Origin of the sequence: Sorangium sp. So ce834, from assembly GCF_051521425.1 — a bacterium.
GTDB classification, from domain to species: domain Bacteria; phylum Myxococcota_A; class Polyangia; order Polyangiales; family Polyangiaceae; genus Sorangium; species Sorangium cellulosum_D.
Map to the genome: position 1 here is coordinate 9,962,123 of NZ_CP150351.1, position 12,639 is coordinate 9,974,761.

A 12,639-nucleotide genomic window follows, 5' to 3' on the forward strand; every position below is an offset into this window, starting at 1 on the left:
GAGCGCGTGGCCGAGGCGCGGCGCGGGGCGAAAGCGCCGCGAGGGGCGCTACACTCCCGCCGATGTCAGCCTCACGAGCTTGCAGCGAACGAACGGCGGACCCACGCGAGACGTGCCCGGCGCCGCAGCCGAAGACCGCCGTCGATGATGACGAGCTCGAGCGCGAGCACGACGAGCACGACAACAAGCTGCTCGATCTGCCGCCGCTCGGGCACGACGACGACGAGGCGGGCGAGGAGACCTTCGAGGAGCTCCTGCAGACGCTCGACGACGCGGAGGACGGGCTCGACGACGCGAACGCGAGCGACCTGGAGGTCGGCGTCGAGCTCGCCGCGGACGAGGACGCGGCCGGGGAGGACGAGCCCGCGGAAGAGGGCATCGACGTCGGGGCGCTCCACGAGGGGATCGACGACGCCGACGCGGGCTCGTGGGTGTCCGACGAGGCCGCCGAGCACGACGACGCCGAGCACGACGACCTCGACGATCAGGGCGAGGGGCACGACGACGGCGGCGCCGAAGGGACCGGGGAGGATCCGTCGAACGACGTCGACGAGCGCGAGCTGCCGGCGCTCGACGCGGATCAGGAAGGCACGTACGAGGGCGAGGATCTGCTCGCGGAGCTGCCCGACCTCGCGGACGACCAGGCGCCGGGCTGGGACGCGCAGCCGTGGACGGTGGTCGAGGGCGCCGGGGCGGCGGTCCCGTGCAGCACGCTCGCGGTGGCCGGCGGCTGCGTCGTCGCCGGCGGCGCCGGCGAAGGGCCCGCGCTGGCGAGCGAGCCGACCGTGCGCGCGGCGGGCCGCTCCCGCCGCGCGGACCGGACGGGCGGCGAGCGCGGGACCGTGCTCGTGGTCGACGCGGGAGCGCTGTCGGCGCGCCGCGCGGGCGTCGACACGTCGGCGTCCTCGATCGCGCTGTCGGACAGCGCGCTGCTCATCGCCACGCGCCGCGGCAACCTGCTGCTGAGCGACGACCGGGGGAAGACGGCGAGCGCGCTCGGGGCGTGGGGCTCGGGCGGGGCGCCGGTGACGCTCGCGACGACGCCGGGGCGGCTCTGGGTGCTGGCCGGCAAGACGCTGTGGTCGCCCGCGGCCGGCGCGGTCGCCGTCCCGCCAGAGGCCGGCTCCGCCGTGGCCGCGGGCTCGCCTCGCCGCGACGCCGCGGTCGCGCCGCCGCGGGGCGCGCTGTCGCTGTCGCCCGGGCCCGCGCTGCGGGACGGCGTGCTCCGGATGAGCGCGAGCGAGGGGGTGATCGTGGCGCTCACGAGCGCGGCCGCGGGTCCGCAGCTCGAGCGGCTGCGCGGCGACGATGAGGGCTCGCCGGTCGTGCCGCTGTCCGGGGCGGCGCGGCGCGCGGCGGAGGCCGGCGACGGTCGGCTCGCGGCGGCGGCGGGCGGGCGGTCGATCGCGCTGTCCGGCGCGGGGCTCCTGTGCGTGTCGCGCGACGGGGGCGAGACCTTCCGCGTGATCGAGGGGCTGCCCGCGGTGGTGGCGCTCGCGTTCGCGGGCGACCACAAGGCCTCGCCGCTGCTCGCGCTCGTGGCGCGCGAGGGCGAGCGCCGGGCGCAGCTGGTCCATGTGCCGTCGAGCGGCGCGCCCACGCTGGTCGCCGAGATCGGGGCGACGGGGCACGGCGGGGGCGAGGAGGAGGCGGCCTCCATCGGGGCGGCGGCGATCGCGTGGGATCCGTCGCGCGAGGTGGCGTGGGTCGCGTGCTGGGCGGGGCTCATCGCGCTCACCAGGCAGCGGAAGCACTAGCTCGCCGAGCTGGCCGGCCCCCGGAGAGGGTGTTCTCGGCGCGGGGCAGGGGGGTGGGGCCCCGCCGAACTCGCCCGAGATGTGAGCCATCCGGCAAGCCGGATGGCTCACATCTCGGGCTCAAACATCGGCCCATCCCCACCCCCCTGCCCCGCGCCGAGAACACCCTCCCCGGGGGCCTACGGTCTGCGGAGTCGAAGAGTTGGGGGATGTGTCTTGAGGATCAGGGCTCGACGAACGTGGCGTGGAGCAGGCGCTGCGCGGGGGCGGCGTCGACGGCGTCGACGAGGGCGCCGAGGCGCAGGGGGGACGCGACCGTGAACCGGGGGGCAATGCCGGCGCCGCCGAGGACCTCGATGAAGCAGGACAGCGGCGACGCCGTCGCGGTGAGGCCGTCGCCGACGACGCTGACGGAGGCCAGGCCCTCGTCGAGCTCGATCTGCGGGAGCAACGCGACCAGCTGGCGCTTGGCGCCCTGCCAGTCGGGCACGTTGAGGAGCGGGATCACGAACGACCCGCCGCCAGGGCCGAAGGAGAGATCGCGGAAGCCCAGCCCGAGCTCGCCGGCCGCGCGGAGGAGCGCGTCGAGCCGGAGACCGCCGGGAGCCCGCGCGAGGACGACGTTGCCCTCGGCGACGATCGCGCGCGCCGAGTGCGTCGAGGACGCCGAGCCGGGGGCGAACCGGCGCACCACCGTCTCGCGCGCGCCGGGGGCGACGTCGAACGTCGAGCGCGCATAGAGCGCCACGCCGGAGCGCCGCGCCCACTCGACCGCCTGCGCGCAGACGACCTTCGCGCCGCACTCGGCCATCTCCTGGAGGACCGCGCAGTCGAGCTCCGGCAGGTGACGCGCGTCCGGGACGACACGGGGGTCGGCCGAGTACACGCCGTCGACGTCGCTGTAGATCTCGCAGCGCTCGGCGCTCAGCGCCGCCGCGAGCGCCACCGCCGTCGTGTCGGAGCCGCCGCGGCCGAGCGTCGTGATCTCGCGGCGGTAGCTCATCCCCTGGTAGCCAGCGACGATCACGATGCGGCCGCGCGCGAGCTCGTCCTCGATCCGGAACGGGCGGACCTCGATGATGCGCGCGTCGAAATGGCGATCGTTCGTGAGGATGCCGGACTGGGAGCCCGTGAACGAAATCGCCTCGAATCCACGGGCCTGGATGGCGATCGACAGGAGCGCCATCGAGACGCGCTCGCCGGTCGAGAGCAGCATGTCGAGCTCGCGCCGGGGAGGATCCGCGGCGGCGCCGCCGCCCGCGCTCGCCGCCTGCCGGGCGAGGGCGAGCAGGCCGTCGGTCGTCTTGCCCATCGCGCTGACCACGACGACGACGTCGTTGCCGGCGCGCCTCGCGGCGACGACGCGGTCGGCGACCTTGCCGATCTTGTCGACGTCGGCGACCGACGACCCGCCGTACTTCTGCACGATGATCGGACGGCCCGGCCTCGCGGGCGAGGCGCCCGGCTCGCACGGCGAGCCCTCCTGCTGGACGCGGTTCGTCGGCTGCTCGGCCATGCTGCACCTCCAAGCGCTGCGCGCGCTGCGCAGGAGATCCGGCTATCACGGGCGCGGCGATCGGGCCAAACGCGCGGCGCGCGGCGCGCCGTCGCGATCAGCCGAGCTCGGCGTGCAGCAGCATCTCGTAGAGCTCCGCCTCGGCGGCGCGCCCCTCGGCCCGCGCCCTCGCGGCGAGCCGCACGAGCACGTCGCGCCGCCGCGGCGCGACCTCCTGGCGGGCGGCCTCGTCCCCCTCCTCGAGGCGCGCCGAGAGCAGGGCGAGGAGATCGAGATCGCGGCCGAGCCGCTCCAGCACGTCGGCGAGCGCCATCGCCACCCCGTGGTCGGTGGGATCGGCGCGGAGCCGATCCGCGAGCCGCTCGGCCAGGAGCTCGTCGTCGACGCCGAACGCGCGGGCGAACGGCGCCTGCCCCTCCGCCAGCGTGACGCTGTTCGGGACGGGCGGCATGTCGGGCAGGTCGGTCGACGTGTCGCCGCTGTCGAACGTGGGCATCTCGTCGAGGAGCCCGGGATCGCGCGGCGCGATCGGCGGGGCCGCCGGCGGCGCGATCCGCGGCGCGGGGGCCGGCGCGATCGGCGCGGTGACGGCCGGCGTCCGGGCGATCGCGGCCGGCGCGAGCGGCGGCGAGGGGGCCGGCGGCGGGGCGACCACCACGGGCTCGGGCGGGATCGTGCGCCGGCGAGGCGGCGCAGGGACGTGGACCTCGATCCGCTGCTCGGTCGCGCGGGGACGAGGCGCGGGGCTCGGCCGCGCCCCGCGCGGGGGCGCCCCCTGGGGCGCGAGCTCGCCCGAGACGCGGCGGAACGCGGCGGTGATCTCCGGATCGCGCGGGCGCAGGCGCAGCGCGAGGCCGAGGTGGCGCTGCGCCGCGAGGAGATCCCCGCGGGATCGCTCCTCGATCTCGGCGGCCTCGGCGAGCAGGGCCGCGACGGCGGCCGGGCCGCCGGCGAGCGGCGAGCCCGCCGCGCGGGCGGAGCCTGCGTCGGCGGCGCGGTCCTGGAGCGCGAGCTCCACCGCGTCGCGCAGCCGCCCGAGCGCGACCGACGCTCCCCCGAGATCGCCGAGCTCGGCGCACCAGCGGCCCTCGAGCAGCCGCGCCTCCAGCGACTCCGGCGCGCCGGCGGGGATCGCCCGCACGCGCGCGACCGCCGCGGGGAGATCGCCGGCGATCTCCGCGAGGCCGCGGCCGAGCTCGAGATCGAGCGCGCCGGCGGGCACGCCGCCACGCGCGGCGAGGACGCGCGCGCGGGCGAGGAGATCGAGCGCGCGCCTCCCCTCCCCCGCCGCCCGCAGCGAGCGCGCGAGGCCCGCGACGACGTCGGGGCTCTCCGGCGCGTAACGGAGCGCCCGCTCGAACAACACCCGCGCGTCGGCCGCGTGGCCCCGCGCGAGGAACGCCTCCGCGGCCCTGCGGGAGGCGGCGTGGCGCGCCTCGGCCCCGCGCGCGGCGGCCTCGAGGTGCTCGGCGTCCGCCAGCGCGCCGCGCACGTCGGCGACGTCGAGCCGCGCCTCGAGCCGCGCCCAGCGCAGCGCGTCGAGCCCGGGCGCGCGCGCGACGCCGAGGTTCAGCGCGTCGAGGCGCACGTCGATGGCGTCCGCGAGCCGCGCCGCGCGCAGCCAGGCGAGCGCGGCGAGCGGGCCGTACGGCTCCGCGTGCGCGGCGCGCGCCAGCGCCGAGAACGCGCCGTCGCGGTCGCCGACCGCCTCGAGGAGCGCGCCGCCGAGCAGGCCGGCGTCCACGGCGGGCATGGCGTCGACGACGGTCGAGAGCGCCCCCTCGGCGCGCTCGCCGGCCATGAGATCGATCCACGCGAGGCGCGCGGAGATCTCGGGGTGCCGCGGGGCGCGCTCCAGCGCGGCGAGGTAGACGCGGCGCGCGTCGTCGTGACCGCCCGCGAGCGCGAGCTCGTCGGCGGCGCCCGCGAGCTCGGCCGCCTCGAGCGCCCGGAGCGCGCGGTCGCCCAGCGCCGGAGGCGCCGCGTCGAGCGCGCCCTCGGCGCGGAAGCGGCCCGCCTCCGCGACGACCGACGCCCACTGCACCCCGGCCACCGCGGGCGCCCTCGCGCCGGCGGCGGGCAGCAGCAGGCGCACGACCCGCTCGATCGCGGCGTCCAGCACGATCGCGCCCTCGACGAGGCGGCCGTGCGCGCCCGCCATCATCGACAGCGCCTGGAGCGCGAGCGCGTGCGGCGGGGCCGAGAGGCCGACGCCGCGGGCGCGCTCCGGCAGGAGCCTGAGCGCGCGCTCGCTGGGCGCGACGGCGACGTCGAACGCGAGCGCCGCCTCGCCGGACCGCAGCGCGACCAGCGCGCCGTCCTCGATGGGCGCGATGATCAGCTGCGGCGCGCCGTCGCCGAGGAAGCCGCGGAGCCGCGGCGCGGCCCAGCCGGCGAGCTCGGTCCCCTGCGCCTCGACGACGAGCCGGGCGAGCTGGCCGCGCCGGTGCCGGAAGCGCGCGACCCCGCCGGAGAGGTCGACGGGAAACCGGATCCCGGCGAGCCGCACGACGAGCTCGGTGACGCGGAGCGGGCCGATCGCGAACGGCTCGCCGAGCTCGATCGCGAGCGCCCCCTTGCTGACGGCGAGCCGGAGGACGGGGCGGTCGTCGGGCGGGCGCGAGGCCGCGCCGCCGCCGGGCGCGAGCGCGCGGAGCGACGGCGAGAGGCCCAGCGCGCGCGCCGACCGGCCGCGCCTCTGTCCAGCAGCCATACCCGCCAAGGCTATCAACCCCGCGGCATTCGAGGCGAGTTCACGGCGATCACGCCGGACGAAGGATGACGCGGCGGAGCGGGCGGGAGGAGCGGCCGGGCGCCCGGGAAGGGGCCGCGAACGGCCGAGGTGGCCGGGCTGCGCGGGCGCTGGCCGCGTGGGCGCCTCGCCCGGCGCGGCGAGGGGGGACGGCGCGCGCCGGGCGGTCAGCGGTCGCGCGTCAGACGTCGCCCTTGGCGAGCTTGTCCTTCATCTTCTGGACGAGCGCCGGGAACCCGTCCTTCTTGATGATCTTCGTGAACTGCGCGCGGTAGCTCCCCACCAGGCTGACGCCCTCGGTGACGATGTCCCGCACGAGCCAGGTGCCCCCCTTCTCGGAGAGCTTGAAGGCGATCTCGACCGGCTCCTCGCGCGCGTCCTTCTTGGAGACGGCCCTCGTCTTGACCGTCATGACGCCGTCGCTCTGGGTCTCGCTCGTGTACTCGATGTTGAAGTCGAGCGTCTTCTTCAGGTTGCGCTCGTAGGCCCTGCGCACGAGCTGCTTGAGCAGCTCGGTGAACTGCTTCTTCTCGGCGTCGGTCCGGGCGGCCCACTCGCTGCCGAGCGAGCTCTCCGCCAGCGCCGAGTAGTCGAGCATCTCGTCGAAGACCGCGCCGACCTTCTTCTGGCTCTCGGCCCCTCCCTTCTTCAGGAGGTCGAACAGGACCGTCTGCTTGGCCTTGACCACGTCCGTCGCCGGCCCGGCGTTCGCGAGGCCCACCTGGCCGAGCGTGAGCGCGAGCAGCGAGAACGTCGCCGCGAAGAGATGGTTCATCCTGCGTGTCACGTATGGTTCTCCTTCTATGCCTGCGAGCCGCGCGCGAGCCTCGGTCGCCTGCGCTGCTCGCCCTCGTTCTAGTCGTTCTACGCACGAGGCAAGCGGCCTGCCACGTAGGACGAGGCCGCGGCGGCGCGACCACGTCTGGTCCGTGCTTTCCATGAACGCCGCGAAATCACAGAGCAATCCGCCGGCGCCGGGCCGCTGTCCAGGGGCAGACGACGGTCTCCGCGGGCTATTCACGCGCGGGGGCGGGCTCCGCCGCAATCTCCCGCGGGGCCCCGGGCGGCGACGCGCCGGGGAGCGTGAACGGAGCGCCACGCGCCCGGTGTGACGCGCGGCGAGCGCGGCGGCGGGCGTCCCCGCGTCAGCCCGCCGAGCGGGATCGCGGGGCGAGCTGCGCGCCGGCCGCGGCGTCCGCGCGGGGCTCCGGCTCGCCGGCCGCGAGCGGACCGGCCGGGACCCGCACCCGGAACGCGGTGCCCTCGCCCTCGCGGCTGTCGACCTCGATCGCGAAGCCGTGATCGTCGAGGATCCGCTTCACCACCGCCAACCCGATGCCCATGCCGTGCGTGCGGGTCGTGAAGAACGCGTCGAAGAGGCGATCGCGGGCGCCCGCCGGGATGCCCCGCCCCTGGTCGCGGATCTCCAGCAGCCAGGCGCCCGCGTCGCGCCAGAGGCGCACGGTCACGACGGCGCCCGCCGAGCTCGCCTGGATCGCGTTCCGCACGAGGTTCCAGACGACCTGGCGCATCTGGGCGGCGTCGGCGGTCACGGGCGCGGACGGCGGCCCCTCGAAGCGGACCTCGACGTCGCCGCCGCGGCCCGAGCGCCCCGCGAGCACGACGACGTCGCGGGCCGTCGCCGAGAGGTCCACGCCCTCGAGCGCCGGCACCCGCGGGCGCGACAGATCGAGCATGTCGCCCACGAGGTCGTTCAGGCGCGCCGTCTCGCGCTCGATGATCTCGCAGAGCTTCCGGTCCTCGTCGGAGAGCGTCCCGCCCGTGCGCAAGAGCTCGATGGAGCCCGCGATCGAGCCGAGCGGGTTGCGGATCTCGTGGGCCAGCCCCGCGGCGAGGCGGCCCAGCGCCGCGAGCCGCTCGGCCTGCTCCGCCCGCGCCGTCGCCTGCACGAGCCGGCCGCCGGTCGCGCGCAGCCGCTCCGCCAGGTAGCTCGCGAGCAGCGTGACCACCACGATCGCGAGCAGGTTGACGAACATGGGGTACCGGAGCTCGTCCCACTGCGTCGCGTACGCGCCGGCGGGCTGGTCGGGCGGCACGCCGAGCAGGTGGAGCCCGAGCGCGGCGCACAGGAGCAGGTACGCCGACGCCCCGGACGCGGCGGCGACGATCGCGCCGGGGACGCCGAGGAGGATCGCCCCCGTCAGGCAGGTGAGGCCGTAGAGCGACGTGGCGCCGCTCGTGGCCCCGCCGGTGATGTACACGAGCGCGGTCCAGGTGATCTGGTCGGTCACGAGCTGCGCCCGTGCGATCGCGCGGAGGGCGCGCCGCATGCGCAGGAACACCGCGTAGACGCCGGAGACGCCGTACGCCACGGCGACCGTCACGAGCGCGACGATGCTGGAGAAGCCCCCGGGGGTGAAGCCGCGGAGGTACACCGCCGCGGTCACGACGAGGAAGACCGTGAGCACGGCGAGGCGCAGCGCGATGAGCCAGGTGAGCCGGCTCGCGAGCGGCGCCTCGGCGCCGCCGGGTGCGCCGGGCGGGACCGGCGACGCGACCGGCGGCGCCGGCGGCGGCGCCCCGGCCTCGACCTCGTCCCGCCGCGCCACGGCCTCGCCGCCCGGGTCCGCCGGGGGGGCCGCGGGCGACATCACTCCGCCTTGATCTTGCCGGCGAGATCGAAGATCGGCAGGTACATCGAGATGAGCACGACGCCGACCATGCTGCCGACGACGACCATGAGGAGCGGCTCGAGCAGCGACGTCAGCGCGGAGACGGCGACGTCGACCTCCTCCTCGTAGAAGTCGGCGATCTTGTTCAGCATCGTGTCGAGGGCGCCGGTCTGCTCGCCGACCGCGACCATCTGCACGACCATGCCGGGGAAGACCTGCATCTCGCCGAGCGGCTCGGCCATGTTCTTCCCCTCGGAGATCTTCTGGCGCGAGTACATGAGGCCCTCCTCGACGACGACGTTGCCCGCCGTCTTCGCGACGATGTCGAGCGCGTCGAGGATAGGCACGCCGGAGCCGAGGAGCGTGCCGAGCGTGCGCGAGAACCGCGCCACGGCGATCTTCTGCATGACGGGGCCGATGATCGGGAGCCGGAGCACGAGGCGGTGCACCATCCGCTTGCCGGACGGCGAGCGGTAGAAGTAGGTCCCGCCGACGATGGCGGCGACGGTCAGCACGGCGATGAGCGGCAGGTAGGTGACGAACGCCTTCGAGGTCGCGATGACGATCTTCGTGAGCTGCGGGAGCGCGTCCTTCGCGCCGAACTCCGCGAACATCGTCTCGAAGGACGGGATGACGAACGACATCAGCACGACCATGACGACGATCATGATCACGATGACGGCGATCGGGTACGCGAGCGCGCCGCGCACCTGGCGCGCGAGCTTCACGCGCTTCTCGATGTAGATCGCGAGCCGGTTCAGGATGCTGTCGAGGATGCCGCCCACCTCGCCGGCCTGGACGAGGTTGACGAACAGGTCGTCGAAGATCTTCGGGTGGCGCCGGAGCGCGTCGCTGAACGTGGCGCCCTGCTCGACCGTGTTCTTGATGTCGCGCAGCGCGGCCTGGAAGATCTTGTTCGGCTCCTGGTTGGACAGGATCTCGAGGCACTGGACCAGCGGGAGGCCGGCGTCGATCATCGTCGCGAACTGGCGGATGAACTTGACGAGGTCCTTGGCCTCGACGCCCGAGCCGAAGCTCAGGCTGATGTTGAGCGCGGCGCCCTTCTTCTTGACGCGGGTCGGGCTCAGCTGCTGAGCGCGGAGCCGGTTCTGCACCGCCGCCTCGTTCTCGGCTTCCATCGTGCCCTTCCGGATCTCTCCGGTGCGGCCGCGCGCCTCCCAAACGAACTCCGCCATAGTGCTTCCGGTCTTCTCCCTGGGTCTCCCTGGGTCCACGGCGGGCCGAGCCGACGCGCCGGGGCGGCCCCGCCTCCGGGGACGCCAGGATAAAGTTCGGCGAGGCCGGGGGTCAAAGACGGTGGGGCTTTCTCTGATCCAGAGGGCGGGGGGGTGGTGCGACGTGGGACGTGGACGCGGAGGGACCGCGATCCCGAGACGCACGCGCCGGCGGGGGTCTCCGCGCGGCGGGGGCGGGTGGGCGCTCGGCCATCCGCCAAGACGGGGACCGAGGCGCTCGCGCTGAGAACACCGCCCGGCATGTCTCACTTCGGGCCATGCCTCCTGGGACGTCTCGTCGCGCGCCACACAAGGCGCGCCTGAGACGCAGAGCCCCCTGAAACCTTATGGCACCTCGTTCGGTGCTCGCCGCGCCCACCCGCCCCCGCCGCGCGGAGACCCCCGCCGGCGCTCACCGCGAGGCCAGGAGACGGCGGCTTCGATGAGCCACAAGGCAGCGGGCACTGGCACGGACCGTCACAGCTCGCACCCGGACACGGAAGTGTGTCATCCGGACGCGAAGGAGCGTCGTCTGGACACGGAGGGGCGTCTTCTGGACAGAGAAGTGTGCCATCTGGACAGGGAAGTGTGTCATCTGGACAGGGAGGTGTGTCATCCGGACATGCTGGGGGTCGAACCGGACGACACAGCCCTCGAGGCGAGGCCGTGCGAGGGGCTCCCGTCGTCGAGGCGACGAAGCATCGGGTCCGGAAGCGCAACGACCGCCTCGCGGCCGAGGGCAGCGACACCTCAGCCGCGTTCCACGAGCGGCACGAGACGCTCCCGCACCTCGCGCACGAAGCGAGCGAGGCCGCACGCGCCACCATGGGCCTCGAGACGCTCGAGGGGAACGTCGGCCCAGCGCGCGAGGGCATCCCGGCCGGTGGAGGCCAGCACCCCGAGGACCCGCTTGGCGTCCTTACGGTCCGCTTCGTTCTTCGAGGTGAGCTGCTCCGGCTTCGTGCAGGGGTCGAAGTGGAGCTCGCCGCGGAGGGCCGCGTGGCGCTTGCGTTCTGGGTCGTCCTCGGGGATCCATGCTGCAATCAGCCAGGCTTCGATCTCGGGCTCTGGAAGGGCACCGATGACAACATCGAACGGCCAGCTCCCGGCCGCTACCGCCTGGGCGAAGCCCTCGGCGCGCTCCGCCCTGCCGTCCAGATCCCGCGCGATCACCACGGCTGCAGGGGGCTCGGCCTCCTCCGCGAAGAGCAGGAGCGCGGCTCGGTGCATCCGCGCATCGGCCTCCCCCGGATCCCCGGCGAAGCTGCCGTAGATGCGGAGCCCGCGCTCGCGGGCGAGATCCGAGACGCGGTGGAGGTCGAGCCAGCCGGAGCCCTCCACGCCCCGCCAGCTCCGGCACGGGGAGAGGCTATCCTCCATCGACGCCCGACACCCCTCGAAGGTCTCCGCCACCCAGCGGATCTCGTCGATGAGCAGCCGGTCCACGAGGGTCTGAACGATCCGTACGTCGCCGGCGCTCTCGGCGGCGACCCCCAGGGCGACAGCGCTCACCCGCCGCCCTCGCTCACCCACCCCTCGCCGACGAGGCTCCACAACTCACCCGGACGAAGATAGGCGCCCCGCTTCTGCGATGTCGGGTGCTCGTCGAGCCGGCGCAGCGCCGAGCCGCGCGCTCCAGCGCGGCTCATCACGATGACCTCCTGGACGCGCAGCTCATCGAGGAGGAACGGCGAGTGGCTCGTCGCCACGATCTGCAGGTGAGGCGTCGCGTCGAGCACGCCACGGAGGTGCGCGACGAGCTTGCGCTGCGCGACCGGGTGCAGCGCCTTGTCCAGATCGTCGAGCAGGACGAGGCGCGGCGCGTCGAAGCGCACGGCCGTGATGAGGCCGAGCGCGAGCAGCGTCCCCTCGGAGAGCTGACCGGCCGGCACCCACCCCAGCCCTTCCCACTCGACCTCGAAGCGGGCGCCGGTGACGTCGCGCGACCGATCGGCCCAGAAGTCCTGGCCATCGACGGATATCCGCTGCTTCTCCCGGCGCCGGACACGGGCGGGGAGCGCGCGGATACGCCGCGCGCCAGGGACGATGGTCGCCAGATCCCGTTCGATCGCGTCCAGGGTTCCGTCACGCAGCCCCTGCACGTATTGCAGCACGGAAGCCAGACCCTCACCATCGTGCCCGACGCCTGGGATCTCCTCTTCAGAGTAGTGCTCCGCGGCGAGCGTCTCGGCGTGCAGCTTGAGCCGGACGACCGATCCGAGCCCCGCCTCGCGGGGGCCTCTAAAAAAGCTCTGTTCTTTCGTCTGGTCGTCGCAGGGCAGAGAGAGCTTCGTCTCCTGCCCTTCCTTGCCGAACCACAGGTCCCCCCACTCGGGTTGCGGCTCCTTTGTCGCGGCCCGTGCGAGAAGACGGAACCGCCTTCCGTCCTCCAGGACGGCTCCCAGCTCGAGCTCGGTGGCGTCCGGCTTCGCGACAAGGTCTTCCACCGCACGCTCGCCCCTGAAGAGCACCCCCGAATGGATGGTCGTGGACCACCCAGGCTTCGCGGCGGCAAGCTGGAGCAGGTCGTGCAGCCCCTCCAACACGGTGCTCTTGCCCACGGCGTTCGGGCCGACCAGCACGTTGAGCCGACCGAGAGGCAACCTCACGTCTCGAAGCAGCTTGAAATTCTTGAAGTGTGCTTCCGTCAGCATCGCCGCTTCCTCGTTAACCCGGGCTCGAGGCCGGGTACAGAAGCCTAGCCGCGCCGCTGCCGCGCGTCGCCGTGAGCCAGGAGGCCGTACGG

8 protein-coding genes are annotated in these 12,639 nt (G+C 74.5%); 1 reads left to right on the forward strand and 7 read right to left on the reverse strand.

What is annotated here, in order from left to right; translation table 11 throughout:
* The first annotated feature begins 62 nt into the window (after positions 1-62).
* On the forward strand, positions 63-1,757 hold the full coding sequence (locus tag WMF20_RS36630; RefSeq protein ID WP_437606425.1) for a hypothetical protein: 1,695 nt from the start codon (positions 63-65) through the stop codon (positions 1,755-1,757).
* Between the two features lie 223 nt (positions 1,758-1,980).
* Here the strand turns inward: WMF20_RS36630 and WMF20_RS36635 are convergent, their stop codons facing one another.
* The 7 genes from WMF20_RS36635 to WMF20_RS36665 form a co-directional block, all read right to left on the reverse strand.
* Positions 1,981-3,273, reverse strand: coding sequence for an aspartate kinase (locus tag WMF20_RS36635; protein WP_437606426.1), 1,293 nt, complete (start codon positions 3,271-3,273; stop codon positions 1,981-1,983).
* A gap of 97 nt (positions 3,274-3,370) precedes the next feature.
* Positions 3,371-5,986 carry a tetratricopeptide repeat protein gene (locus tag WMF20_RS36640; RefSeq protein WP_437606427.1) on the reverse strand — a complete coding sequence of 872 codons (2,616 nt, stop codon included), beginning with the start codon at positions 5,984-5,986 and terminating at the stop codon, positions 3,371-3,373.
* A 220-nt stretch (positions 5,987-6,206) separates the two neighbouring features.
* Complete coding sequence (locus WMF20_RS36645; protein ID WP_437606428.1) at positions 6,207-6,800, reverse strand: MlaC/ttg2D family ABC transporter substrate-binding protein; 594 nt, start codon at positions 6,798-6,800, stop codon at positions 6,207-6,209.
* A gap of 370 nt (positions 6,801-7,170) precedes the next feature.
* Positions 7,171-8,637, reverse strand: coding sequence for a sensor histidine kinase (locus WMF20_RS36650; RefSeq protein WP_437606429.1), 1,467 nt, complete (start codon positions 8,635-8,637; stop codon positions 7,171-7,173).
* Positions 8,637-9,854: a type II secretion system F family protein gene (locus tag WMF20_RS36655; RefSeq protein ID WP_129578637.1), complete on the reverse strand. Its 1,218-nt coding sequence runs from the start codon at positions 9,852-9,854 to the stop codon at positions 8,637-8,639. Before WMF20_RS36655 ends, WMF20_RS36650 begins: the two co-directional genes overlap by 1 nt.
* Before the next feature lie 789 nt (positions 9,855-10,643).
* A complete protein-coding gene (locus WMF20_RS36660) occupies positions 10,644-11,405 on the reverse strand; it encodes a hypothetical protein (RefSeq protein WP_437606430.1) in 762 nt (253 codons plus the stop codon).
* Complete coding sequence (locus WMF20_RS36665) at positions 11,402-12,547, reverse strand: AAA family ATPase (protein WP_437606431.1); 1,146 nt, start codon at positions 12,545-12,547, stop codon at positions 11,402-11,404. The genes WMF20_RS36660 and WMF20_RS36665 overlap by 4 nt, the downstream gene beginning before the upstream one ends.
* Positions 12,548-12,639: the final 92 nt, after the last annotated feature.

What these genes read in the sequence shown, in the direction of transcription:
- WMF20_RS36630 (WP_437606425.1), top strand. Translation starts at nt 63, where the DNA reads ATGTCAGCCTCACGAGCTTGCAGCGAACGAACGGCGGACCCACGCGAG.
- WMF20_RS36635 (WP_437606426.1), bottom strand. Translation starts at nt 3,273, where the DNA reads ATGGCCGAGCAGCCGACGAACCGCGTCCAGCAGGAGGGCTCGCCGTGC.
- WMF20_RS36640 (WP_437606427.1), bottom strand. Translation starts at nt 5,986, where the DNA reads ATGGCTGCTGGACAGAGGCGCGGCCGGTCGGCGCGCGCGCTGGGCCTC.
- WMF20_RS36645 (WP_437606428.1), bottom strand. Translation starts at nt 6,800, where the DNA reads ATGAACCATCTCTTCGCGGCGACGTTCTCGCTGCTCGCGCTCACGCTC.
- WMF20_RS36650 (WP_437606429.1), bottom strand. Translation starts at nt 8,637, where the DNA reads ATGTCGCCCGCGGCCCCCCCGGCGGACCCGGGCGGCGAGGCCGTGGCG.
- WMF20_RS36655 (WP_129578637.1), bottom strand. Translation starts at nt 9,854, where the DNA reads ATGGCGGAGTTCGTTTGGGAGGCGCGCGGCCGCACCGGAGAGATCCGG.
- WMF20_RS36665 (WP_437606431.1), bottom strand. Translation starts at nt 12,547, where the DNA reads ATGCTGACGGAAGCACACTTCAAGAATTTCAAGCTGCTTCGAGACGTG.